The 24,318-nt window shown below is 58.8% G+C and carries 21 protein-coding genes and 1 pseudogene; 2 read left to right on the forward strand and 20 right to left on the reverse strand.

Annotated elements, in window-relative coordinates; translation table 11 throughout:
- The first annotated feature begins 4 nt into the window (after positions 1–4).
- Entirely contained in the window at positions 5–283 is a 279-nt protein-coding gene (locus GGD50_RS28095; RefSeq protein ID WP_183940341.1) for an HU family DNA-binding protein, read from the forward strand.
- A gap of 207 nt (positions 284–490) precedes the next feature.
- On the opposite strand, the gene GGD50_RS28100 is transcribed toward GGD50_RS28095, so the two are convergent.
- The 8 genes and pseudogenes from GGD50_RS28100 to GGD50_RS28135 all read right to left on the reverse strand — a co-directional run.
- A complete protein-coding gene (locus GGD50_RS28100) occupies positions 491–814 on the reverse strand; it encodes a DUF736 domain-containing protein (RefSeq protein ID WP_183940343.1) in 324 nt (107 codons plus the stop codon).
- A gap of 355 nt (positions 815–1,169) precedes the next feature.
- Complete coding sequence (locus tag GGD50_RS28105; protein WP_183940345.1) at positions 1,170–1,544, reverse strand: hypothetical protein; 375 nt, start codon at positions 1,542–1,544, stop codon at positions 1,170–1,172.
- Positions 1,534–1,794 carry a type II toxin-antitoxin system prevent-host-death family antitoxin gene (locus tag GGD50_RS28110; RefSeq protein WP_183940347.1) on the reverse strand — a complete coding sequence of 87 codons (261 nt, stop codon included), beginning with the start codon at positions 1,792–1,794 and terminating at the stop codon, positions 1,534–1,536. The genes GGD50_RS28105 and GGD50_RS28110 overlap by 11 nt, the downstream gene beginning before the upstream one ends.
- A 74-nt stretch (positions 1,795–1,868) precedes the next feature.
- Positions 1,869–2,798, reverse strand: coding sequence for a DUF2493 domain-containing protein (locus tag GGD50_RS28115; protein ID WP_183940349.1), 930 nt, complete (start codon positions 2,796–2,798; stop codon positions 1,869–1,871).
- Positions 2,799–3,125: 327 nt separating this feature from the next.
- Positions 3,126–4,160: a DUF7146 domain-containing protein gene (locus GGD50_RS28120; protein WP_183940351.1), complete on the reverse strand. Its 1,035-nt coding sequence runs from the start codon at positions 4,158–4,160 to the stop codon at positions 3,126–3,128.
- 12 nt (positions 4,161–4,172) lie between these two features.
- Positions 4,173–4,373 (reverse strand): hypothetical protein, encoded by a 201-nt coding sequence (locus GGD50_RS28125; RefSeq protein WP_183940353.1) that lies wholly within the window; start codon positions 4,371–4,373, stop codon positions 4,173–4,175.
- A 704-nt stretch (positions 4,374–5,077) separates the two neighbouring features.
- Positions 5,078–6,268 (reverse strand): DUF932 domain-containing protein, encoded by a 1,191-nt coding sequence (locus tag GGD50_RS28130; RefSeq protein WP_183940354.1) that lies wholly within the window; start codon positions 6,266–6,268, stop codon positions 5,078–5,080.
- Between the two features lie 91 nt (positions 6,269–6,359).
- Positions 6,360–6,757, reverse strand: a pseudogene (locus GGD50_RS28135) (ParB/Srx family N-terminal domain-containing protein); the annotation flags it as partial.
- Positions 6,758–7,201: 444 nt separating this feature from the next.
- On the opposite strand from GGD50_RS28135, the gene GGD50_RS28140 reads away from it, so the two are divergent.
- Positions 7,202–7,993, forward strand: a complete 792-nt coding sequence (locus GGD50_RS28140) for a type IV toxin-antitoxin system AbiEi family antitoxin (RefSeq protein WP_183940356.1) — start codon at positions 7,202–7,204, stop codon at positions 7,991–7,993.
- A 320-nt stretch (positions 7,994–8,313) separates the two neighbouring features.
- On the opposite strand, the gene GGD50_RS28145 is transcribed toward GGD50_RS28140, so the two are convergent.
- From GGD50_RS28145 to GGD50_RS28190, 12 genes are all read right to left on the reverse strand, one after another.
- The gene (locus tag GGD50_RS28145; protein ID WP_246451572.1) at positions 8,314–10,587 is read right to left on the reverse strand and encodes a putative bifunctional diguanylate cyclase/phosphodiesterase; all 2,274 of its coding nucleotides are present in this window, start codon (positions 10,585–10,587) and stop codon (positions 8,314–8,316) included.
- 113 nt (positions 10,588–10,700) lie between these two features.
- Complete coding sequence (locus GGD50_RS33570; RefSeq protein ID WP_183940358.1) at positions 10,701–10,841, reverse strand: hypothetical protein; 141 nt, start codon at positions 10,839–10,841, stop codon at positions 10,701–10,703.
- 127 nt (positions 10,842–10,968) lie between these two features.
- On the reverse strand, positions 10,969–12,006 hold the full coding sequence (locus GGD50_RS28155) for an MFS transporter (protein WP_343070026.1): 1,038 nt from the start codon (positions 12,004–12,006) through the stop codon (positions 10,969–10,971).
- A gap of 400 nt (positions 12,007–12,406) precedes the next feature.
- Entirely contained in the window at positions 12,407–12,760 is a 354-nt protein-coding gene (locus GGD50_RS33410) for a hypothetical protein (protein ID WP_343070027.1), read from the reverse strand.
- Positions 12,750–13,610 carry an SbmA/BacA-like family transporter gene (locus tag GGD50_RS33415; protein ID WP_343070031.1) on the reverse strand — a complete coding sequence of 287 codons (861 nt, stop codon included), beginning with the start codon at positions 13,608–13,610 and terminating at the stop codon, positions 12,750–12,752. The genes GGD50_RS33410 and GGD50_RS33415 overlap by 11 nt, the downstream gene beginning before the upstream one ends.
- Before the next feature lie 10 nt (positions 13,611–13,620).
- Complete coding sequence (locus tag GGD50_RS33420) at positions 13,621–13,866, reverse strand: hypothetical protein (RefSeq protein WP_343070028.1); 246 nt, start codon at positions 13,864–13,866, stop codon at positions 13,621–13,623.
- A gap of 135 nt (positions 13,867–14,001) precedes the next feature.
- A complete protein-coding gene (locus tag GGD50_RS28165; protein ID WP_183940360.1) occupies positions 14,002–15,174 on the reverse strand; it encodes an acetate/propionate family kinase in 1,173 nt (390 codons plus the stop codon).
- 4 nt (positions 15,175–15,178) lie between these two features.
- Positions 15,179–16,150, reverse strand: coding sequence for a phosphate acetyltransferase (locus tag GGD50_RS28170; protein WP_281397260.1), 972 nt, complete (start codon positions 16,148–16,150; stop codon positions 15,179–15,181).
- Between the two features lie 138 nt (positions 16,151–16,288).
- Positions 16,289–18,799, reverse strand: a complete 2,511-nt coding sequence (locus tag GGD50_RS28175) for a glycogen/starch/alpha-glucan phosphorylase (protein ID WP_183940365.1) — start codon at positions 18,797–18,799, stop codon at positions 16,289–16,291.
- A 138-nt stretch (positions 18,800–18,937) separates the two neighbouring features.
- A complete protein-coding gene (locus tag GGD50_RS28180; RefSeq protein ID WP_183940367.1) occupies positions 18,938–19,597 on the reverse strand; it encodes a CBS domain-containing protein in 660 nt (219 codons plus the stop codon).
- A gap of 229 nt (positions 19,598–19,826) precedes the next feature.
- On the reverse strand, positions 19,827–21,146 hold the full coding sequence (locus GGD50_RS28185; RefSeq protein ID WP_183940369.1) for a glucoamylase family protein: 1,320 nt from the start codon (positions 21,144–21,146) through the stop codon (positions 19,827–19,829).
- 124 nt (positions 21,147–21,270) lie between these two features.
- Positions 21,271–23,733 carry a phosphoketolase family protein gene (locus tag GGD50_RS28190; RefSeq protein ID WP_183940371.1) on the reverse strand — a complete coding sequence of 821 codons (2,463 nt, stop codon included), beginning with the start codon at positions 23,731–23,733 and terminating at the stop codon, positions 21,271–21,273.
- Positions 23,734–24,318 lie beyond the last annotated feature (585 nt).

Below are 24,318 nucleotides of genomic sequence, written 5' to 3' on the forward strand. Positions count from 1 at the left end.
GGACATGACCACCACCAATGAAATCGCTGACAAGATCGCCGCTGAGCACAGCCTGACAAAGGCGCAGGGCAAGGCGATCGTCGAGGCCGTGATCGCCTCGATCACCGAAGCTGCTGTTGCTGGCAGCGAAACGTCCCTGCCAGGCTTCGGCAAATTCAAAGTCAAGGACACACCGGAGCGTGAGGCGCGCAATCCTGCGACCGGCGCAACGATCAAGGTCGCAGCGGCAAAGAAGCTGGCTTTCACGCCGGCAAAGGCCCTTAAGGACGCGCTGAACAAGTAAGCCGTCTGTACGAACAAAACCAAAAGCCCGGCTTCCACAAGAGGTCGGGCTTTAACGCTTTTTGATTTATGGCGTCTGAGGCTGCAAATCCTGGATGCTTATCAGGGATCGTGCAGATCGCGTCTCGAGCGTCATCACCAAGCAGACGGCATTTCCTTCGATCAGCTCGGAGAGAGGCCGATCCCTTTCGAGATCGGCCATTTCGGTTCAGGCCGGGTTGTTCCAGAGGATGACCTTGCGATTGGCTTCGCCGCCAGGGGCGGGAGCGAGATTGCCGAAGATGACGCCGATCTCGGGCGCTTCGAGCTTGACGGAGAGATATTCCTCGCCGGTATGGCGGGCGGTTCGGTTCCAGGCTGCGCCGATCTCAAAGCCGGTCTTGCGGTGGATGATGCGGTAGTCCGGAGCTTCTTCGCTTGCCTTGTTGGCATTGGGGATGATGGCGATCGGGGCATTGACCCGGATGGTGGCGAAGACGCCTTCGAGAGTGCCGTCGGCCTTCTGCGTCAGGGTTGCGATCGTGGTAGCCATAGTAGTTCTCCTTCGGTTGCTCGGGACCATTCCCGATGGCGCCCGAAGAAGGGACCGCGCTGCAGGCGTCACCGAAGCGTCAGCGCAGGGGAACCCCGTGCGGGTTGACGCTGATGACGGCCGGTCCCTTAGAAAGGCGGCATAAAAAACGGGATTGGTGTCCGATCGCAACGTGAGGGGAGACGCCTGCGATCGGTTACCCGTTCACGACTTTGCAGAAGTTCCTGCGCGCGTCTCGTACGTTGCTGCCGTACGGGCGAGCGCACCTTCGGCTATCGGCCAATCACCAACAACATTTTTGGGGTAGCGGAACACAAGAGCGCAAGAGGAGGGAGCCGCGGCGCGAACCCACGGCTCAGTCGATGCGACTGACGCGACCTGACGGGCCTCTTGCCTGCGCAAACGCGGCAGCGATCTTCATAAGGAATGATTTGCTGAAACGGCCAAGGACGTCCTGATCCGACCCGATGTACCATGAACGCTCGACGATATCGTAATTGTATTCGTCGATCACGATCCAGCTCTGCTTCAGGTCCCCGATTCGATCTGCCTGAGGTGGCTGCGTCGTAATAGCGAGCAGGGCAAGGTGCTTGTCTCCGGCACTGCTGCCGATCGCAATGATGACACAGACGGGACGCGGTTTGCGTCCTTCGGTTTCGCCACACTGCGGCTGCCAGGCCCAAAGGGAAGGGTAAGTGATGACCTCCCCTGGACGAAACTTAACGCCCATCGTCGCAACCGTCGCCGCGCGCCAGACGCTCGATCGCCTCGCCAAACAGCTCGACGTGTTCGTCGGACATTTCGGATGTACGATGGGCGCGGCGCGGATCGCCACCGGTCCGCATCCGCTCATAGTGCTCGTAGCTCGTCAACACGAAGCGGGGTTTCCGATGCTTGGTGAGAACGACGGGTTCACGGCTGGCCGCGTCTGTGACGTCGCCGACCCGTTTGTTGAGATCACCCGTCGTAAACTGTCGCATGACCATCCTCCTTTTGGTTGAAATCCATAATCTCCATATTTTCCATTTTTTCGAGAAAGCGCTCATGTACTGCCTCATGGCAATTGCCAAACCGGGATGCCTAACCCACGCGCCTTATTGGCAAGATTGCCGGTAATGCCATTACCCGGGAAGACGATCAGACCGACCGGCATGACGGACAGCATCTCGTCATTGCGGCGAAACGGAGCGGCCTTGGCATGTTTCGTCCAATTCGGCTTGAAGGAGATCTGTGTCACCTTTCGGGCCTCTGCCCAGCAGGCGGCTATGCGCTCGGCGCCCTTCGGCGAGCCGCCGTGCAGCAGAACCATGTCGGGATGCTTGGCATGGACCTGATCGAGCTTCGCCCAGATGCGATCGTGATCGTTGTAGTCCATCCCGCCTGCAAAAGCGATCTTAGTGCCTGCCGGGATCAACACTTCGGTCTCGGCGCGCCGCCGGGCAGACAGGAAGTCGCGACTATCGATCATCGCCGCCGTCAGGTTGGTGTGGCTGACTTTCGAGCCGGTACGAGGGCGCCAAGAGGAGCCGGTTTGAGCCTCAAACAAATCGGCGGCGCTATCGCGCATGAATTCGAAGGCGTTGCGGCGTTCCAGCATCGTGATGCCTTCGGCAATCAGACGCTCGAGTTCGACGCTTTTGACTTCGGAACCGTCTTGCTCGCGTTGGCCGGTCCGCTGCGCGTCCTCATTGCGGTCGAGCTCGCGCTGGATGCGCTCGCCGGCACGGTGGAAGAGATTGACGGTCGACCAGAAGAGGTCCTCGAGATCGGGTTCGAGCCGGGTGTCGCCGAGCATCTCGAAGAGGGCGCCGAAGATGGCGGTCAGCGACGCCTGGACGACCGGCTCTTCTGGGAGCGGGCGGGGATCGGGCTCGTCCTGAAAAGGACGATAGCCATGCACCTGCATCTCGTAGATGAAACGGTCGGTCGGGGAGGATGCGTGCAGGGGCTCGGGTCTCTCGTCAAGGATCGAAAACAGGTCCATCATGATCTCCATCGGTTTTGTGAGCCGCGCCTCTCGCGGCCTGACGGCGATCCCCGTCCACGCAGGGTCCGGACCGGAACCGCGGCGGATCGCGCCGCGGCCCAGCAAAGCGCCGGGCGGCGGAGGGAAGGTTTCTTGGGCAGCGCGAGGAGCAGCGGCAAAGCCGCTGCGGGGAAGAAACCCGACCGACCCGCTGAAGGTCAGGGCACCGCGTGGGATGGGTCGCGTCTCGGCAGGCCAGCGGGCGCGGACAAACATGGGGATCCATGACCCCGTTTCCGTGCAGAGCTGCCACTAAACGCCATTTCGCGCCGTCTGGCCGAGGCTTCACGAAGCGGGCAGAAACGCAGCCATGTCGTCTGGGACGAGCTGCCGACGAAGGCTAAGCGTTAGTCGGTCCGGTCCCAGTCTGCGAAGATCCTCGTTGAAATCGCCGAGTTCCGGGTTGAGCACGAGCGGCAGGATGCCGCGTAAACGAGCCGCCTGGCTCAGCCTCTCGCTCCCATGCCGTCCAGCGGCATCCACGTCCGCAGCGATATAGAGGTGCAAGCACCCTGCGGGCGCGTTGAAGGCGGCAAGGTGATTGGCGCTGAGCGCCGCCGCCATCGGCATTGCAGGCATGACATACGACAGTGACAGCATTGTCTCAATGCCTTCGCCCGCCGCCATCACCTTAACCGGCGCATCGACTGGCATATTGAAGCGCACCGCATTGCCGAGCAGGCAGCCCAACGCCCGCCTGGGATCCTCGACCTTCGCCTTGCCGTCACCGTCCGGATCGAGCCAGGTCCGATGCACGCCGGTGATCGTACCGCTCGGGTCTGTGACGGCAGCAATCAGGGCCGGATAGCGCGTGGTGTCGCCCGTGAGCAAATCGCGGTAGTAGCAGGTGGGGTGGAAACGGAGCGCGGCGTGGTCCGCTCCTCGTAGGATCCCGCGTTGTCGCAGATAGTTGTCAGCGAGTGTGTTGCCAAGCGGCTGCCCCATCGCAAACAGCCGTTGTGCCCGCTCGGATGTTGGGCGATTTGTTCGGCCCATGGGGCCGTTTGGTCGATCTCTCGGCGCGCGCGCTGTTTTCGGCAGGCTGAGGAACTGCCGCGCCTCGCTCACGACATCGCAGAAATCGATCAGGCCACAGCTCTCACGGATAAGATCAAGGAGATCGCCGTATTGGCCGGTTGCCGCATCGGTCCAGCGGCCAGCCCGCGGGCCGGCCAGATAAACATAGAGCGATCGGCCCTTGCTATTTGTCGTATCGCCGACGATCCAGTAGTTGCCGTATCGCCGGCCGGCCGAGAGATAATGGCGGCACACCGCCTCGGCATGGCGCGCAAGACGGGCAGCCAGTTCGGATACTGACATGTTAAACCTCCGTCAATCTGGGCTTGAAAGCTCGAGCAAACGATGACGTAGCGTCAGCTCCTCGAGGATCGCCGGTGCCTCCTGCGACAGAAAAAGCGTTTTCCCGGCAATGATTTCGGAGAAAAGTCCGATGGTTTTCAGCCAGTCGCGAAGCGGGGTAGAAAGGTGCTGCAGCGCCTGGCTTTCGTCTGAGCGCCGGCTGCGGGTCGGCACGAGCCTTGCCACTTCGCCAGCATCGCGAGGGGCGACTACGGCGCTCTAGAATGGGCGGCGATCCCCGTGCCTAAGCCGAGACGGGCCTGCGATAGTCAAGAAAAGGAAGCGGCGTATTGGGCATCGAGAACTAAGTCCCTCGGCTGGCCCGTGTGAAAACAATCGAGTAGGGTCGCGTCAGGAGAACCTTGTCGAGAGCGAGGAAAGCTCCAGCCTGCCTGGGCGCTCTCAAAGCCGGTCAGCTCAACCTTTCCAGCCCCTCTCTCACTCTCCAATAGTCTTGGAGGACGCATGCGTGCCGGCCACGGTCAGCAGCCGGAAGCGCAACTTGAACGACTACCGGGTTCCGAAGTTCACGCCACAAAGACCCAATCAACAAATCTTGGACTTCCAATTGTCATGAGCGATAGTTCCGATTTGCAGGGAAATCGGGACGAGCATGTACAAACGGTTCGTGGAACTTTGGGCAAAGGACGGACGCCCTTTCGGATACGCCAGTGGTTCTAATCGTTGGCCCGCCGTGCTGACAAGATCATGCTGATGCGGGAGATAGATGGGGCGGGCCACAGCTATTATATCACGCTGGACCCACCCTCAGATTTGGCTGCCGGCACAGATTGACGGGCCGCCACTAGAGCCAAACGGTTTGACAATGCCCTCCCCCAACTGGGCGCGGGGATGACGGGATCGGAGTTTGGCTGCACTTAGGAGACGCGTTCAAGCAGCTTCTTCGCCTTGCCTTCGAGTTCGAGGCGGGTGTCCTGATTGGTCCTTGTGCGCGCCAAGGCGGTGATGCCCTGGACGAAGTCGAAGATCGATTCCGGCGGCCGGCCTTCTTCCGACAAGACCATTTCGATCACCTTGACGGTTTCGCCTTTCGAGAATCCGCGGCGACGCAGGAACGTTTCGCGATCTTCGTCCTTGCGGGCGACGATCCGCTCACGCGCCGATTTGATGCCCGCCACGAACGGCGCCGGTGAGGAATTGGCAAAGCTGGTCAGCGCGGGCGCCGCCTCATGCGCGAAACGCTGCGCGGCGAACTTCGAGTGTCGAATGGTGATCTCTTCGAAGTTTTCCGTGCCCCAAAGATGCCGGTTGGCGCAAACGGCGCGCAGGTAGAAGGAGGCAATGCCGAGCGTCTTCGATCCAACCTCGCTATTCCAGGCATAAAAGCCCCGGAAATAAAGATCCGGTTCGCCATTCGGCAGCCGGCCGGCTTCGATCGGATGGGTATCATCGACCAGAAACAGGAACACGTCGCGGTCGCTGGCGTAGAGTGTCGTCGTGTCCTTGGTGATGTCGACAAACGGGTTGTGCGTCATCGTCGCCCAGTCGAGAACACCGGGCACCTTCCACATCGTATCGCCGGTGCCATTGCCGGCGATCTTCATCACTGCCGAGACGAGTTCGTGGTCCCAGATGCGACCGTATTCCGGCCCGGTGACAGCCCGGAGTTCGAGCCGCCCATCGTCCATCTCAAGTGTCTTTAGCAGTTCGGCGCGGTGATTGAGCAAGCCATGCTGGAGGTTGATGGCGGCGAGCAGCGCCGGCAATTGGCGCATGTAGGTGGCTGGCGTGCCGACCAGGCTGCAAAGCTGACCATAGCTCCAATGGGTCGGCGCAATCGGCTGGCGCTGGCCGGGAACGAGGAGTTCGAGCCTCTCGGCGTTATCGCGAGTTGCTTCGACGCGGATGGCTGCGCTCTCGATCGTTCGTGCATGAGCGCGATCTGCACGGGATCGGACAGTATCGTAGAGATCCGTCAGCGACAGGAACCTTTCGTCGTCGGGGCGAGAAAACCATTCCGACGAAACGCGGCCGATCCGCTCGCCGCGGGAAATATCGACTTTGAACCCGGAAGTGGTAGGCAAGATGGTAGTGCTGGGGATGTTCATCGGACTATCTCCTGAAAAGCAAGCGCCCGGCGCTATGGCCGGGCTGGTTGAGGGATATCAAGGGCGGGCTCACTCTCGATGGCGGCGCCGGCCTCCGCGTTTGGAAGGCGCGGAACTGATCGAGCGGATGCAGGACGCGCTGGGCGTTTTCGGCAAGGCAATCTTCGACCACCAGCGTCTCACTGCTGCTGACGATGCAAGGAACGCCAGCGGTTTTGGCAAGCCGCTTCTGCGACACGAGCCGCTCAAGAGCACGATCGCGGCGCTCGCCTACCGGGATGCGGTAGATGCCGGTTTCATTGCCTTCGGCATCGAGTTCAGGACGGACGTTAAGGCTCGTCAACAGACCGCGGTGGCTATATCTTCCGCCAGAGCCTCGATCGATACGCTCACCTTGATCTCGCGGACGTTCTGCTGACTGAGCACCAGTTTGTCGAAGGGGATGTTGCGAGCTGTACTGAGGGTGATTTTTTCGCTGGCCAGTGCCATGTGATTTCTCCATGACGGATCGGTCAGAGCCTCTCTCCAAACCTCTCAATCCGTCACAGCGTACCCTTCCCTCCTCTCCCTCTCTTACCTTCTCGCTGGCTGGCCAACAGTGCTTTTGCCGGCTGCATTGACCGTCGACTTTCTGGATCTTGACCGATCCTCCATCCTTGCCGACAGCCTTCTCGAGGGCCCTGCCTTAGGTCGCATTAGATTTGGTGTCGAAGCTCGCCGTAGGACGACTCGCGCCGTCTTTGGTCAAATCCCAGCGATCTTTCTTCTCGTTATGTGTAAGCGTGAATTTCGGCAGCTTGGCCATTTCCACCTCGAGGTGCGATGTGTCTTGGCGGTTTGAACGTTACACTTTTATGCCTACCATTGATGGGTCGAAAATACGAATTCTCGAACTTGCCCCGCGGTTTGGACTCGTGCTATTTTCGCCTACTAATGGTAGGTCAAAAAAACGAAAAGATAAACCAACTGCATCGCCTGCTCCCCGAAGGGCTGGTGGTTGATACCACTTGGCTGGAAACGCGCGGCTACCGTCGGCAGTGGCGCGAAAAATACGTGGCGCAGGGCTGGCTCGAAGGTGTCGTTCGTGGGGTCTATCAGCGGCCAACCGGTAACGCTGATCAGGCGATAGCCTGGCAGCGCGTGATCATCTCGCTCCAACGACTTCTGGATAAATCCGTGCATGTCGGTGGTCGCAGTGCCCTCGAGCTACAAGGCCTGACGCACCACCTCCGCTTTTCGGGCAAGCCAGAAATCCATCTTTATGCCTATGGCAGTCTGCCTGGCTGGGTCGAGCGGATACCGACCGACGCTCAGTTCGTCGAACACAAGGCAGACAAGCTCTTCGATGCCGACGCACCTGGAAGGACGCGCCTGGCATGGGGACACTGGGGGTGGGAGCTTGATGTCTCCGCGCCGGAGCGCGCGCTTTGCGAGCTTCTCGACCTGCTCCCGTCCCGGGAGACGTTCCATCAGGCGGACGTCCTAATGGAGTCGGTTCGCACTCTAAGCCCGAATCGGGTTCAGGCCGTGCTGGAAGCGTGCCACAGCGTGAAGGTGAAGCGGCTGTTTCTCTGGTTCGCCGAGCGGCATGCCCATCCATGGTTCCGCCGACTCGATCTCAAGCGTATCGACCTCGGTCGTGGCAAGCGCCAGATCGTGGTCGGCGGACGGCTGGACAGCAAGTATCAGATCACGGTGCCGGAGACACTCGATGCCGGCGTCTGAAGCCTGTCGCGCGCGGGTCCGCGTGCGCTGGAAGGGAGACAACTTGGCCAAACTTTCGGAGGGCCGACGCGAAAAGCTGTTGTCTGGTCTCAGGCGGGTGCTCACGACATGAGATACGGAGGACGCATCGGGAACGCCGAAGTGAAAAGGAACAAGACGACGATCTGCAGGCTATGCTCCGCAGTAGTTGGCACTCGGTGTCGTCCCACTCGGATCGGAGCGCTTATTAACTAGGTTATTGAAAATAAATCGTTTTCTTGATTGTGCGGTACCGTGCGTGATCCACAATGCCCGTGGGAGTATTGAGCTGATCACGGGGGTTAAAGTGGTAACAGCGGATGGATGCGGCCGTTGTTTTCAAGCATGCAATGGAAGCGCTCCTCTTCAACGGGTCGGCTATAGAGGTACCCCTGGATCTCATTGCAACCACTATCGACGAGGAACCGAGCCTGCTCCTTCGTCTCAACACCTTCGGCAATCACTTCCAAATCCAGCTTCTGGGCCAGCGAGATGATTGCCGCGGTTATAGCCATATCGTCGGCGTCGTGTGGAATATCAGCGATAAATGACCGGTCGATCTTGAGGCGCGACAATGGAAATCTCTTAAGCGCACTGAGGCTCGAATAGCCTGTTCCGAAATCATCGACCGCGAGCTTTACGCCCAACTGCTCCAATTCGTGCATTCTGGCAATCGAGCTGGCGAGATCCTTCATGATCAGGCTCTCGGTGATCTCAAGTTCGAGCCATGTTGGATCGAGCCCGCTCTCGCTCAAAGCATTCGCCACAGTCTCGATCAAACGCTTTTCCTGGAACTGTCTGGCGGAGACATTGACGCAGATCCTAATTGGTGGAAGACCATGATCCTGCCATGCCTTGGCTTGCTTGCACGCCCTCTGGAGTACCCACTCGCCAATGGGCACGATGTGGCCCGTCTCTTCGGCAAGCGCAATGAAATCTCCCGGATAGACAAGACCTTCGCCCGGATGGTTCCAGCGGACCAACGCTTCGGCCGCAACGATGCTGCCCGTTTGGACGTCCACCTGCGGCTGGTAGTGCAGCACAAACTCGTCGCGGAGAAGCGCCTGCCGGAGTTCGTCGGTCCGGGAGAGCTTCCTTCGGACGGTGGCCGTCATTTCCGGCGTGAATATTGCGATCCCGTCCCGACCCAGCTCCTTCGCCCGATACATGGCCATATCGGCGGAAGCGAGCAAGTCTTCTGCAGTCTTGCCGTGGCTCGGATAACTGGCGACACCGATGCTACAGGTCGCCCTGAGTTCGATACCGTTGAGTGCGATCGGGCGCGCAACGGCTTCTTTTATTGCAGACAAACGACCTAAGCAGCCGTTGATATCCGTTTGCTCAAGGATGATCACGAACTCGTCTCCCCCGATTCTCGCGAGAGACCCCTGGTCAATTATCAGCTCGCAGATCCTCTCAGCCACGGTCTTCAGCAGTTGGTCGCCGACCGAGTGACCGAGGCTGTCGTTGACAAGCTTGAAATTATCGAGATCAAGGAATGCCAGTGCGACTTCACTCCCAAGCGAATCCGCCGTCTGCATTGCAAGGGTGAGTTTTCGATCTAGCAACGCACGATTGGCCATCCCCGTCAGAGGATCATGATCAGCGAGAAATCCAATCCGCGCCTCCGCGCGATGGCGGCTGATTGCGATCCCGGCCATGTGCACGGCGATCGAAACAAAATCGGAAAAACCAGGCTGATACCGTGTGCCCGCTGAGGAGTAGACAGCCAGCACACCTTCGACCTGGCCGTCGACATCGGAAATTGCCGAACAGTGGCACTGATGGTCAAGTTCAGAGATACCCGCCTGATCAAAGACGAGCTTGAGCGCTGCGGCGGTGGCTGTGAGATCTGTGGGAACGGTACGAATGAGTGTCGCATTGACATGCCTGCGATATTCTTCATTCAAGCTGGGCGCAGCCACCAGACGCAGCTCCCCTGTATCTGGCGCGATCGTGAAGAGCGCGGCGTGCACACCGTCTGCGAATCCCTCAATCATCCGGGCAAGGTTTTCGAGAAAATCGGAGAGGGGCGTTCCGCGTGCAATCATTTCGAGCAGATAAGACTGAGAGCGCATCCGTCGTTCTGCCGATTTCTGCTCGGTGATGTCACGGGAAGCCCCGATAGTGCCCACGATTTTCCCGGACGCGTCTCGCAACGGGACACGCGTGATCATCAGCCATCGTTCTCGATCGCCGCGAAAGGCCAGCTCCTCGCTGCCGAAATGGGGCTGCCCAGTCTCGGCCACATGGCGTTCAACATCGGCGGCTATTTGTACGATGTGGCTCGGCAGAAAGTCGAAATCGGTCCGCCCGACCAGATCCTTCAGATGGGACAGCCCGTTGTTGAAGACGACCGCTTGGTTCGCAAACAGAAAGCGTCCTTGCAAATCCTTCGCATACAGATAATCAGGGATCTGGTTGATCATGTTCTCGAGCCAACCCTGGCGTCCAGCCAAGTCAGCTTCGTGACGAAAATCCTCCGACGGTCTGCCCAACATGGCTGTGTTCGGAGCCTGCTCCGCCGCGGGGATCGGGACTGGCAGTTTGCCGTCCGCAGTGGCGCCTTTAGTCAAGGGAATTCCTCGAAACAGATGTGAAAGATCACTCTGCTGCAGCGAAGTTATCCTGGGGTGAACGTCTATTCACGACGGGAACGAAGCTGCGGTCATGGTAAACAAATCCTTTTTCAAGTTGCAAAGAAATACATCAAGGGCCGCGTTGACAATATCAGGCGGCCCATGAGGCAATAGGTCACCGTCAGTTCCGGCGTCAGCGGCAGGAAACGCAACGGAAGGGCCGCATACGCGCGTGCGATGATGTCGCCCACCGGTGCTTTTTGCAAATCGTTTGCAGTCAGCGCACGCGCCTTGGCGACCGAATGAGCGTCGAGCAGCGGCGGGCTGGCGCAAGCCCGGACAGGTCGCTCCCGTTCAAGGGCGATGAGATCCTGCGCCTTAAGGTCCGATATCGTCAGCGGGGCTATAGCGCCACGGGGCGCCCGTCATTCCGGCGCTGCGCCCCTTGTGCAGTTCGGACATGACATTGGTATCTTCGTTCTCCATGTCCGCCATATCCCCGGCGCTCTCCAGATACTTGCGCGCAATGACGCGGGCCTCATTCTTGCGGCCCTTGCTCCACAACGAGCGCGGCGACTCCGGCAGGCCGAGCCGGGCGACGAACAAGACGACCGCGATAAGCGTGCTCGTTCCGATGATGAAACGCCACGGCAGCGGTGTCGGCAGGTTCAGAATGTAACCCGCCGTGTAACCGATCATGAATCCGCCACACCAGGCAAGGATCGTGACGCCCATCAGGCGCCCCCGCAAACGGGCGGGTGCAAACTCCGACATTTGCGGCCAGCCGACGGAATACTCGGCGCCGATCGCGACGCCCATCAACAGCCGCACTGCGAACAGCATCTCAACCGAGTCGATGAAGAACTGCATCGCCGATGCGAGTACGAACAGCGCCATGTCGATCATGAAGAGCGGTTTTCGGCCGAACTTGTCGCCGGCCCAACCACCGAGCGGCGAGCCGATCAGGATCCCGAACAATGCAGCCGAGGCGATCAGGCCCATGTCGGCCGTCGACATTCCCATGTCTTGCTTCATCACGGTGGTTACAGGGCCGATGACGCCGAGGATGTAGCCATCGAGCAGCATCCCGCCCGTGAGAACGGCGATCATCCTTATCATGAAGCGTCTTTTGAACGCCGTGGACGTCTCCTCCCCTATGGCCACGCCTGCGGCCGCTGCTTCCCTCTCTAGTAACATTGTCTCCTCCTTTAGCTGACGATACGCATTTCCTATCGCTGCGGCTTGTCTCAGATGCTGGGATGCCACCGGTCGATCCAGTGATCGCCAGAGGGGCTCTTCCCAAATGCACTGATTTTTCAAACGCCGCGACAACTCCGTGGACGGGGCTACGTCGAAGCCATCGGTGCGCATAGCGTCGATGGCTGTCGCGGTGATACCTTGATAGGCAGAGAACATGTCCGTGATGCCGGCTGGACGTCGGTCCCCCTCTTCGTCCAAGCAAGAAAGCCCCGCCGACAGGCACGGTATGTGGTCAATCTCCGGACACGACGGCGTCGTTCAGATCTCGGCAATGGGAATGGAATTGCGGACTGCGGCCATGGGTCTGATGTTGATGGCAAGGCCCATCGCAACGTGGTGTCTGATCATTTGACGCTCCTCCGAGTAGAATTCCCAACGAACAGCAGGTCCGACCAAGTTGCATTTTGAGTTTCTGAGCCAGGTCTTGGCAAACGAGGATCTTCATGGGCGCGGCATAAGGCGCGTCTTATCCTGTCGGCTCCGAGCCAATGCTGCGATGTGTGTGAGAGTGTTTAAGAAAGACCCGTTTAAGTGCCAAGCGACAGCCGCTTTTCGGTCACGAGCGTCCTTGTTGAGCGATCCAATTCCAGGATCCGTCTTCATGACATTCTAGCACAGCATCATATGCCTCTCGCGGGCTATCCGCTTCCGCCAGGTTTACGCAGGCAATCTTGTGCTCGGCAAGGAGTGTAAAGATGTCGAGGAGCAGGTCGTGACCGAAGATCACGTCTGCATTTTCAAAAAAGACATAAGAGGAAGCTGCGATAAGAACCCCGGCGATTGCCACAATCTGCTGGTCGCGTGGCGACAACCGGGTCGACCAATCGTCCTCCTTATCGAGATCGTCGATGTTCAGAACGGATACAAATCCCAGCCGTTTGAGGAGAACAAGGATCTGATCATCCGACAATTCGCTCGACCGCCCCGATGGCACAAGTATCTGCCGCAAAGTGCCAGGAGCAAGATGGGTACGTTGGGCGAGAAAACGCAACTGGTCGCGTGTGGGACGAACGATGCGCCCCTCCCCGGATGTGCTGATCCCCGCCGTTGCACGAAACAATGGTGGCCGCCGCATTGTCGTCTCCCACTACAACCACACGGGTGTTAGCAGGAAAGATCGTCGAAAGATCCTTTAGTAACGTATGACCCGTCGGAGAGGTGAGCGTAACGTGGTCATAGGTGAGATGGCCATCGTGCTCAATGATTTCCAGATCGGTTTGCGTTGGCTGACTGGCATCTTCGATCGCCTCGAGGAGGGAGCTGATGCGCGCCACGACCACCGCGAAATTGGAAATCGATTTGAATTGGCTGACGATAAATGAAAACGCACCGACAAGCATCGCAAAGGCGGCGGCAGATTGGGTAATGACGCCGAACTCCATGTCGCCTCGGATAAATGCCGGGGCGATGATGAGGACCGGAATGATCTGAACCATCCAGTTGTAGCCTGTTGTGAAGAAACCGACGTTGCGGTTGATGACGATTATGCGCCTGAAGTTAATGGCAAGTTCATCGAAACGCCTCAGCAACAGATTGGCGTGCCTTTGCTCTCCTCCGCCAAGCATAATCGATTCTGCGTTCTCGCGCACGCGGATTAGGCTGGACCGGAACGCGGCCTCGCGGTCGAGTTGATCATAGCTCAGGCTGATCAGGGGACGGCCCAATAGGACTGTCAGGTAAGATCCAGAGGCTGCGTATACCACAGCCGCGATGAATAGCAGCGGACTGATGAGCCAAAGTACCCCCGAGAAGGTCAACACGGTCAAAAGGCTATTCAGTACTGTACACGATGGCCTGGCGAATGAACTCGGCAGTCTGCCTTTCGGCGATGGCGGTGATGAAATGCCGGCCGACGAAGCTATTGACGACGTTCAGAGCACTGATGCCGCCGAAGAGAGCCACGAGAGCGCAAAGAAGAAACTTGGCTCTTCCGCCCACGTCTGATGTCATGAAGAGTTTGACTGCACGGATGAACCTTGTTGCCGTCAACTTGAGCGGAATACGCTGGTTATTCATGTTCGCCCTCGTTTTGCGCTGGAGAGAATTTATGGGCTGCGAAAGCATCTTGACGGAGAGCGACGAGCGATCTGGGGCTTCATGCGCGAAGTCCGCAGCAGCCGGGGAAGGCGGCTTTAGCAAACAATCTGCCTGTCAAGCACTAATAAGTGCCAACGTGTGTCGCGCAATCATCAATTCTTCGTCGGTGGGCACGACATAGACTGCGACCTTGCTATCGTCGTTCGACACCCGTAACTCGCCGGCATCGTTTCGCTCAGGGTCGAGCGACGCTCCGAGCCAGCCGAGCTTTTCGGCAATCCGCGTCCGCATCACTGGCGAATTTTCCCCGACGCCAGCCGTGAAGACGAAGGCGTCCAGCCCACCCAGCGCCGCCGCCAGCAAGCCGGCGTTAAGACCGATGCGGTGCACGAAATGGTCAAGGGCCATCGTCGCACCGGCGTCGCTGCTGGCAAGCAGTTCGCGCACATCGTTGCTGGTGCCGGAAAGTCCCATGAGGCCTGATTCCTTATAGAGAATGTCCTGCAGTTGCACAGCCGTCATGCCATGCTGCTGGAGCAGATAAAGAAGCACACCGGGATCGATCTGCCCGCATCGCGTACCCATCGGCAATCCATCGAGGGCCGTGAACCCGAATGTGCACTCGACGCTTCGCCCGCGGTTGAGCGCGCACATGGAAGCGCCGCTTCCGAGATGGGCAACGATGACCCGTCTGCCGCTAATGTCCGGCGCGACCTCGGCCAGCCTTCCGGCCACATATTCGTAGGACAGCCCGTGAAAACCGTAGCGCCGGATACCCTCATCGAAATAATGCGCCGGAATGGCGTAGTGGTCGGCCATCGGATCATGGCCGCGATGGAAGGCGGTATCGAAACAGGCGACTTGGGGTAACTGCGGTTGATGCTCGAGGAAGGCGCGGATGGGCGCAAGATTGTTTGGCTGATGCAGCGGCGCAAGCGGCGTGTACCGCTCCAGTTCCCGCACAAGGTCGTCGTTGATACGCGCTGGACGCATATGGTCTGGGCCGCCATGGACGACCCGGTGACCGACGGCGATCAAACGGCCCTCGTGACGCTCCCGCAGCCAATCCCCCACTAGACGCATCGCCGCCGGCAAATCGGGAACGGTTTCGCGTGGGTAATCTTCGTCCGCCAGCCGGTCGCCGCCGGCGCCCTTGATGGTCAGGTGCGGCGCGGTGCCGACCCCATCCAACTTTCCTTTGATCTGTCGCGTGAGCGAACCCGCCACGGCGAAGATCTCGAATTTTAGGCTGGAGGAACCTGCATTCACGACGAGGAGTGTGTCCATGGCATCAGCCTCCCTGTATTGGCGCCGTGCGGCGGCGCGCCTCGGCCAACAAGACAGCGACGGCGCAAGAGGCAAGACGCGCCCGCACCGTGTCTGCCCTTGATGTCAAGATGATCGGCACGCGGGCGCCGAGGACGATGCCTGCCGCATCCGCCCTCAGGAGGAAGGTCAGATTCTTCGCCAGCATGTTGCCGGATTCGAGATTAGGAACGACGAGAATCTGGGCGCGGCCGGCGACAGGCGATTGGATGCCCTTTATCCGCGCCGCTTCCGGATCGATCGCATTATCAAAAGCGAGCGGTCCATCGAGAATGCCGCCCGTTATCTGTCCGCGCTCGGCCATCTTGCAAAGAGCCGCTGCATCGATCGTCGAAGGGATCTTCGAAGTGACCGTCTCGACCGCCGAAAGAATCGCTACTCGTGGCGTACCAAGGCCGATCTGGGTAAAGAGATCGATCGCGTTTTGGATGATATCGCGCTTGGCATCGAGATCTGGCGCGATGTTGATGGCGGCGTCGGTAATAAAAAGCGTCTCGGGGTAGGTTGGGACATCCATAACAAAGACATGACTGATCCGTCGCGCCGTCCTCAGCCCCGTTGTCGAGGAGGTCACCGCCCGCATGAGCTCATCCGTGTGGAGGCTTCCCTTCATCAGAAGGTCAGCACGGCTTTCGCGGATGATCTCTACGGCTTTTGCCGCGGCTGCGTCGCTGTGCGGAACGTCGACCAGGTCGAAAGGCGATATATCAATATCGTGCTCTTTGGCGACGGCGCGTACCTTCTGCGCTGGTCCAACAAGAACCGGACACATCAGCCCAACTGCGGCTGCCTCGACGGCGCCTCGCAGCGATGTCTCGTCGCAAGGATGGGCAACAGCCGTCGTCATCGCCGGAGCCTGCTTGGCTCTGGCTATCAAGCGCTCATATTTCTCATGTCGTCCGGCTTCCCCAAGGTCCTTTAAATCCGGCATCCGCATATGTTCCCTCTTGAAAGAAGCGTCTAAGCCTTCGGCTTAGCCTTTGTTGGCTGGTCTGTCCGCCGGGATCGCGCTCGCCGGCTGCGGCAGAAAGCACCCCAAAAGCGAAGGCTGTTCGAGGTCGCCACCCACCACAAGTCAAGGAACGGGACAGGGTCGCGCATCCCAGATTTCGGCCGCATAATCGGCGATGGTGCGGTCGCTTGAGAATTTTCCGGAGCTTGCGACGTTGAGCAACGCTTTACGGGTCCATGCACGAGGATCGCCGTAGAGAGACTGCAAACTCTGGTCCGCTTCCAGATATGAGGTGAGGTCCGCCAGATGCCTGAAGACATCGCCGCTCGTCAGAAGGATATTGCGCAGCGCATCCACCAGCCCAGGTTCATGACGGCAGAAATGACCTGATAGGATCAGGTCCAGCACCGCACGGGTTTCCGCTTCGTTGTCGTAATGCCAATGCGGGCTGTACCAGCCGCGGCTACCCGTGACCTCGTCAGCCGTCAGGCCGAACAGGAAAAAGTTTTCCTCGCCCGCTGCCTGCGCCATTTCGATCGTGGCGCCGTCGCGAGTGCCGATCGTCAGCGCACCATTCAACATGAACTTCATGTTGCTGGTGCCGCTCGCTTCGTACCCGGCCGTCGAGATCTGGTTGGAGACGTCACTGGCGGGGATGAGGCGCTCCGCCACCGAGACGCAGTAATCGGGCAGGAAGACGACCTTAAGGCGTCCGCGCACTTGAGGGTCGGCATCTATCGTGCCGGCGAGGTTATTGAGAAATTTGATTATCAGCTTCGCCACATTGTAGGCGGGTGCGGCTTTGCCGGAAAAGAAGAAGGTACGCGGCGCCATATCCAGGCCGGGATCTTCGCGAAGCCGATTGTATAGCGCTACGATCCTCAGTGCGTTCAATAGTTGCCGTTTGTATTCATGGATGCGTTTGACCTGGCTGTCAAAGATCGCGCTGGGGTCGACGACGATGCCGGCGCTTGACTTCAACCATCCGGCAAAGCGGTATTTTGCCATGCGCTTCGCTTCCCGGACCTGATCGACAAAACTGTCGTCGACGACGAGCGACTTCAACCTTTCCAGCTCGCTGAGATTGGTGATCCATCCCTCGCCGATGGCATCGCTTATGCAACCGGCAAGCTCCGGGTTGGACATGAGCAGCCAGCGTCGGGGTGTCACGCCATTCGTCTTATTGTTGAACCGGCGCGGGAATATCTCCGCGAGGTCCTTGACGGTGGTTTCGCGCAGCAATCTTGAATGGATCTCGGCAACCCCGTTGGTGCTGTGCGAACCGACGATGGCAAGATGAGCCATGCGCACCAGGCGTTCGCCACCATGCTCGATCAGGCTCGCCCGCTCGACCCGACCCTGGTCATCGGGAAAGCGGGTGAGGATCTCCTCCCGGAAGCGACGATCAATCTCCAGAATGATCTCAAGGTGACGCGGCAACATCAATTCGAACCACCGCAGGGGCCACTTCTCCAGCGCCTCGGGTAGAAGCGTGTGATTGGTGTAGGCAAGGCAAGCCCTGGTTATATCCCAGGCATTATCCCAACCGAGATTCGCATCATCGAGCAGGATACGCATCAGTTCAGCGACTGCCATGCTCGGGTGCGTGTCGTTGAGCTGGATCGCCACCTTATCGGGCAAAACATGCCAATCGGTATTATTTGAGCGAAACCGCCGCACGAGGTCGGCAAGTGAACATGCGACCAGGAAATATTCCTGAACGAACCGCAGGCCCTGTCCCATGCTCGTCGAATCGTCGGGGTAAAGAACCCGGGTGACCGTCTCGGCCGTCAGGCGTTGTGCCAGCGCACTAACGAACTCACCGGCGCCGAAAGTCTGGAAATCGAAGCTTTCCGGTGTTGCAGCCGCCCAAAGCCGCAGCGTATTTATGGTCCTGCCGCCGTAGCCGACGATCGGGCGGTCGTAGGGTATGCCGATCAGGTTGGACGGTCTCCCGACGGCGATCCGCAGATTCCCGCCGCGAACCTCGAAGGAGCAGCCGAGTTTGATTTCCACGGCTTCCTGCGGGCGAGCGACCTCCCAGGGATCCGGCCGGCGCAGCCAGTTGTCCGGCTGCTCGCGTTGCCAGCCATCGACGATCGTCTGTTTGAAAATCCCGTACTCGTAACGCAGCCCATATCCCATCGCCGGCAGTTGCATCGTTGCCATCGAGTCCAGGAAGCAGGCGGCGAGCCGCCCCAGCCCGCCGTTGCCCAGCCCTGCGTCGGGCTCCTCGGCAAGAATGGCCGGTTCGTCTATATGTTCGTGGTCGAAAAACCGCCTGGTGACAGGATCAAGGCGGAGATTGAGAATATTGTTGCTGAGAGATCGCCCGATCAGGAACTCCATCGACAGATAATAGACCCGCTTCGGGTTCTCCCTGCCGTACGTCTGTTCCGTCCGTTGCCAGCGCTGCGACAGCACATCCCTGACGGATCGGGCAATCGCCTCATATCGCTCACGGTTTCCCGCAATTTCGGGAGCGATAACATTGTCGAAAAGCAAATGACGCTCATAGAGCCCATCATTGCTTGCCCTGAATTGGATCGGCCCGCAACCATATTGTTCTGGAAGATGCAGAGAGGAAAGTGACTTGAAATCCTGCGGCTGAACAGCCGCCTTCTCGCTGCTCATGCTACCCCCTAGCCGTGCCCCGGTAGACACTCCAACAGTTGTAATTGGTTTCCGCTTTCGCGGGAGCCCGCTTGCGTCAGCGGCTCTGGCACTCTGGTTGCCAGAGTCTCTAAATATCCAGGGCCCTCTTCTGGTTCTCTAGGTCTCATGCTTCGGAAAATGATCGACAACGCCAGTGACGCCGCGGACACTCTCGGCGGCGACGCGCGCGGCCTTGCGGCATTCCTCCGTCGAAACATTTCCCCACAAATGTACAACGCCGTTTGCCACGGTCACCGTCAGATCCTGCCCTTCGAGACCGGTATTCTCACTGAGACGGATCATGATGCTGCGACGGATCGCTTCATCACCAGGAGCCGTTTCATCGGGCTTGGCGAAGATAATCGCCTGGAGAAGATCGGCGCGGCTCACAATGCCGACGACAGCGCCCGCTCTCATCACTGGAATGCGCTTGATACCGTGCTCCTCCATCAGGTTAGCAACGCGCGCAAGCGAAGTGTCCTCCTCGACAGACACCGGATTGCAGCTCATCACATCGGCGACTTTCCATGCGTTGCTCTTGATGTATGTCCTGGCCTTTTCCTCCGGGGACAACGACTCGTCGGCCATGGTTCGATGACCTAACTCGGACCTCCGCAACAGATCGCCCTCTGTGATGAGGCCAACCAATCGTCCTTCATCGTCGATAACCGGGACACCGCTGATATGATTGGCAAGCATCAGCTCTGCGGCCTGCTTGACGCTGTTGTCCGGCGAGACCTTGATAATTCTTGCCTTCATCACGTCTCTGACTAGCATCGTGTCAACTCCGACATAGAAATCCGAGCCACAAATTCGCCGTTTCCAATATAGCTCCGCGCAAAGGCTGAGACAACTCAGGGACAGTACTGAGCGAGGTCCGCGCAAGCAAAAAAAGGACTCCGACTATCATTGATTGGGGTCCAACATAGCGGCCCGGTTGTACATCTCCCGCAACAGGTTTGGCGCCGCAACGGCAACGCTCAGTGCTCTCTTCGTGGACTCTCCGCTACAGCCACGCGCCGGCAAATCCCGCTCGGCGCAGTCCACGGACGACCGGCTCACAATTGCGCATCAGTTTCCAGAGGAAACCGGTGCGATAGTTCTCGATCATCAGCGCCACCGGCCCTTGATCGATCCCAAAATGGTAAGGGCTGATCCACCACCCGGTTGCGCTCTTCTCGTCCTTGAACGTCTGATTGAAAGATGGCTTGAAGCCATAGAGCCGCGTCATCCCCAGCTTCAAGGCAGCGAAATTGCGGACGGTTGGAATGACGATCTCGGGCGCAAACGGAAGGGATGCGACGACGACCCAGGGCGAGACGGTACCATCGTCCGGCCCGAACGGTGCGCCGCGCGCGACATAGTCGAAGAATTCACGGCGCTGACCGCCAATATCCTTGGTCAGCCAGCCGGGACCGTCACTTGCGGTAAATCCCCAGCAGTGCTCGCCATAACCTTCGAACCCCAAGGGATTTCGGATCGCATATTCCTGCTGTACGAAGGTGGCTTGCCGAGAGTTTTGGAAATAGTCGCTGTCATGCTCCCGCATGAATTCATCGCGAATATCTCGGAAATCGATCCACATATGCGAAAGCTGATGCGTAAAGAGTGGGCCGGAATAAAGCAATTCGCGCCCGAAGATGTTTCGCCACTCATAGCTTTGCGTGTAAGCCGCATAGCTTTCCGACGGTAGCTGATGGGTCGGTGAGCCGAGGCCCAATATGTAGAGAAGCAATCCTTCGTCATAGCCGCGCCAGCGATAGGGAATGAAACCGTTTTCCGGTCGCCAGCCATGGGTTAGCGTCGCGCCGTGGTCGCACGCCCAGTTCCAGTCCGCCCGCTCATAGAGTGCCGTGGCGAGTTGCCTGACCTTCACCTCATCTTCCGAGTCGCCGTCGAAATAGGTGGCGGCGGTCAAAGCGCCGGCAAAAAGAAAGGCCGAATCGATCGTCGACAATTCACATTGCCAGACCCGACGCCCTGTCTCGATGTCGAGGAAATGATAGTAGAAGCCCTTGTATCCGGAGGCGTCAGGCTCCGGTCCTTGGTGGCAATGCATCAGAAATTCCAGCCGCCGTCGAGCGATCTTGACGGCAAACTCGCGAATGATGACGCCGCGCTCGACCACGACCGGAATAGTGGCAAGCCCCATGCCGACGGCGGCGATACTTGCCGGTGCGCCCGCTTGTGTCTTGTCACGCACCAGCCCGTTGTCCGGGTTGGTGCATTGGAGATAGTAAAGCAACGTCGTGAACTGAAGGCGGCCGAGATCTTCACCGGTCGGCATTCGGTTCAGATCCGGATCGGTTGACAGCAATTCCGACATGACCGACCCATCACCAAAACGAACTCGGAAGGCAGACTGCTGGTTTGCCTGCAGCTAAGTCAATTGCGGTCGAGCGCACCATTTGTCCGCCTCCTTGTTCGACTGTTCATAGGCCCAGCGCTATTTAAGTGTTGTCGCCTTCCGTAGAAGTCGTTCCCTTCACTTGCTTCATATTCGTGACGCCCCATTTCCAGCCGCTGATCTGAGGCATGTCATCGCCATGCTCCTGGATGTACTGCCGGTGCTCGATCAGCTTCTCGCGGATCGCCTGCTTGAAATAGGCTGCGCGAGCGCCGAGTTGCGGCAGCCGATCGATGACATCTTCGACCAGATGGAAACGATCGAGCTGGTTGAGAACGACCATGTCGAACGGCGTTGTCGTCGTTCCCTCCTCTTTGTATCCCCGAACGTGCAGATTGTCGTGGTTGGTGCGCCGGTAGGTCAGGCGATGAATGAGCCACGGATATCCATGGAACGCGAAAATGATCGGCTTATCCTTGGTGAAAAGCGCATCGAAATCGCGATCGGGAAGCCCATGCGGGTGCTCGTTCGAAGGCTGCAGCTTCATGAGGTTGACGACGTTGACGACGCGCACCTTCAACTCGGGGATATGCTCACGGATGAGTTGGACTGCCGCAAGCGTCTCCAGCGTCGGCACGTCGCCGCAACATGCCATCACGACGTCGGGCTCCGATCCCCGATCGTTGCTGGCCCACTCCCAAATACCGACGCCTTCGGCGCAGTGCTTGATCGCCTGATCCATTGTCAGCCATTGCGGAGCCGGTTGCTTGCCAGCCACGACGACGTTCACATAATTGCGGCTGCGCAGGCAATGATCGGTGACGGAAAGCAGCGTGTTCGCATCCGGTGGCAGATAGACGCGGATGACCTCGGCTTTCTTGTTGACAACGTGATCGATGAAACCGGGATCCTGGTGGCTGAACCCATTGTGATCCTGGCGCCAGACGTGCGAGCTCAGGAAGTAGTTCAGCGAGCCGATTGGCCGTCGCCAGGGAATGTGGTTGCACACCTTCAGCCATTTGGCATGCTGATTGAACATTGAGTCGATGATGTGGATGAAGGCCTCGTAGCAAGAGAAGAAGCCGTGGCGCCCCGTCAGGAGATAACCCTCCAGCCAGCCTTGGCATTGATGTTCGCTCAACACCTCCATCACACGACCGTCGGGCGACAGGTGATCGTCCTCCGGATAAACTTCAGCCATATAGCAGCGGTCGGTGACTTCCAGCACGTCCTGCCAGCGGTTGGAGTTGTTCTCGTCGGGGCTGAACAGCCGGAAGTTCTTGCTGTCCATGTTCAGCTTCATGATATCGCGCAGAAACTTGCCCATGACGCGAGCAGATTCGGTCGTCACCGATCCGGGGCTCGGCACCGAGACGGCGTAGCTGCGGAAATCCGGCATCTTCAAATCGCGCAGCAGCAGACCTCCGTTTGCGTGCGGGTTGTCGCTCATCCGCCGATGCCCGCTTGGTGCCAAGGAGGCAATTTCAGCACGCAACTTGCCGTTCTCATCGAAGAGTTCTTCAGGCTTGTATGTTTTCATCCAGTGTTGAAGGATCTGGATGTGCTCCGGCTTATCCATGTCGCCCATCGGAACCTGGTGCGACCGCCAATAGTCTTCGCATTTCTTGCCGTCGATTTCGCTTGGGCATGTCCACCCCTTGGGGGTGCGGAAGACGATCATCGGCCAAGCCGGACGGCTGATATTCCCTTTGCCTCTAGCGTCCGCCCAGATCCTCTTGATCTCCGCGACCGCCGTGTCCATGGCTGCGGCCAGTTGCTGTTGTACCTGGTCGGGCTCACGCCCTTCAACGAAGAGGGGGGCATAACCCATCCCCTCGAAGAACTTCCGCAGTTCCTGCTCTGGAATGCGGGCGAGAAAGCACGGATTGGCGATCTTGTAGCCGTTGAGGTGCAGGATCGGCAGTACGCATCCGTCACGGGCGGGATTGAGGAACTTGTTGCCGTGCCATCCCGTAGCGAGCGGCCCTGTCTCCGCCTCCCCGTCACCGACGACGCAAGCGACGATAAGATCCGGATTGTCAAAGGCTGCGCCGTAGGCGTGGCTCAGGGCGTAGCCGAGCTCCCCGCCCTCATGGATACTCCCAGGCGTTTCGGGAGCGACGTGGCTCGGGATGCCGCCTGGAAAACTGAACTGCTTGAACAGCCGTCGCATGCCCTCCGCGTCCTGCCCGACATTCGGATAGACCTCACTGTACGTCCCTTCCAGATAGGCATGTGCGACGAGCGACGGTCCACCATGGCCGGGCCCGATCACATAGATCATATTGAGGTTGTCGCGCTTGATAACACGGTTCAAATGCACGTAGAGCATGTTCAGGCCGGGCGACGTCCCCCAGTGGCCGAGCAGGCGCGGCTTGATATGTTCCCGCTTCAGCGGCTCTTTGAGCAACGGATTGTCGAGCAGATAGATCTGCCCCACCGACAGATAGTTCGATGCCCGCCAGTAGGCGTCCAGCAAGCGCAGTTCCTCGGCTGATAGCACGCTTTCTGCGTGGGATTTGCCTAGAAGTTTCTCGTTCATCACTGCGGTTTCAAGTGAAGTCATCTGAACCTCCCGATCAAAAATGGCAATGCAGAATCTCTCCAGTTTGTTTTCACGCAAGCTAATGCAGTCTCACTTCTGTACGGCCGACCGTCTTGCCTTCCTGATGCTCCCCCGCACCTCCTTTTGATAAAGGGCGGATTTGGCTTATGAGCCCGTCACTGTTCGCGAAGATATTTCTCCACTCATTACGAGCAAGCGCACGTTGCCGGGGAAGAGGCGAAAGCGCCGGCTCTGTTCATCAGGGGCAGATGCCAGCTTGGCCCTCAACCCGAATGCTCCATTGAAAGTCCCCTTCGGATCAGGTCAGCCCCGCTGACGAACCCAGCTCTTCACTATCAATGATGGGGACGCCGCTTTCATGATGATCGAATATGCAACTCGGCGGCGTGTTTTGACTCTGGTTGGCGGCTTGACGAACTTTATCGCCGCCACACCTTTGACGAGCGCATGAATCCACCCCCCACAGCCCAATGGCGGCATTAGAAAAATCTAAAGTAAACCTGTTACAGCGCTTCTGCAACTGTTCCCCGTACCGGCACTTCCGCGCAACTGAGGTAGCGGAGCATTACTTTTCCGAAGAGCAGG

This window comes from Martinezella paranaensis (genome assembly GCF_014200235.1).
GTDB lineage: Bacteria > Pseudomonadota > Alphaproteobacteria > Rhizobiales > Rhizobiaceae > Rhizobium > Rhizobium paranaense.

What these genes read in the sequence shown, in the direction of transcription:
- GGD50_RS33420 (WP_343070028.1), bottom strand. Translation starts at nt 13,866, where the DNA reads ATGAATAACCAGCGTATTCCGCTCAAGTTGACGGCAACAAGGTTCATC.
- GGD50_RS28130 (WP_183940354.1), bottom strand. Translation starts at nt 6,268, where the DNA reads ATGAACATCCCCAGCACTACCATCTTGCCTACCACTTCCGGGTTCAAA.
- GGD50_RS28170 (WP_281397260.1), bottom strand. Translation starts at nt 16,150, where the DNA reads ATGCGGATGCCGGATTTAAAGGACCTTGGGGAAGCCGGACGACATGAG.
- GGD50_RS28155 (WP_343070026.1), bottom strand. Translation starts at nt 12,006, where the DNA reads ATGTTCTCTGCCTATCAAGGTATCACCGCGACAGCCATCGACGCTATG.
- GGD50_RS28095 (WP_183940341.1), top strand. Translation starts at nt 5, where the DNA reads ATGACCACCACCAATGAAATCGCTGACAAGATCGCCGCTGAGCACAGC.
- GGD50_RS28105 (WP_183940345.1), bottom strand. Translation starts at nt 1,544, where the DNA reads ATGGGCGTTAAGTTTCGTCCAGGGGAGGTCATCACTTACCCTTCCCTT.
- GGD50_RS28190 (WP_183940371.1), bottom strand. Translation starts at nt 23,733, where the DNA reads ATGACTTCACTTGAAACCGCAGTGATGAACGAGAAACTTCTAGGCAAA.
- GGD50_RS28180 (WP_183940367.1), bottom strand. Translation starts at nt 19,597, where the DNA reads ATGCTAGTCAGAGACGTGATGAAGGCAAGAATTATCAAGGTCTCGCCG.
- GGD50_RS28120 (WP_183940351.1), bottom strand. Translation starts at nt 4,160, where the DNA reads ATGTCAGTATCCGAACTGGCTGCCCGTCTTGCGCGCCATGCCGAGGCG.
- GGD50_RS28165 (WP_183940360.1), bottom strand. Translation starts at nt 15,174, where the DNA reads ATGGACACACTCCTCGTCGTGAATGCAGGTTCCTCCAGCCTAAAATTC.
- GGD50_RS28100 (WP_183940343.1), bottom strand. Translation starts at nt 814, where the DNA reads ATGGCTACCACGATCGCAACCCTGACGCAGAAGGCCGACGGCACTCTC.
- GGD50_RS28185 (WP_183940369.1), bottom strand. Translation starts at nt 21,146, where the DNA reads ATGTCGGAATTGCTGTCAACCGATCCGGATCTGAACCGAATGCCGACC.
- GGD50_RS28140 (WP_183940356.1), top strand. Translation starts at nt 7,202, where the DNA reads ATGGTAGGTCAAAAAAACGAAAAGATAAACCAACTGCATCGCCTGCTC.
- GGD50_RS28110 (WP_183940347.1), bottom strand. Translation starts at nt 1,794, where the DNA reads ATGCGACAGTTTACGACGGGTGATCTCAACAAACGGGTCGGCGACGTC.
- GGD50_RS28115 (WP_183940349.1), bottom strand. Translation starts at nt 2,798, where the DNA reads ATGGACCTGTTTTCGATCCTTGACGAGAGACCCGAGCCCCTGCACGCA.
- GGD50_RS28175 (WP_183940365.1), bottom strand. Translation starts at nt 18,799, where the DNA reads ATGAGCAGCGAGAAGGCGGCTGTTCAGCCGCAGGATTTCAAGTCACTT.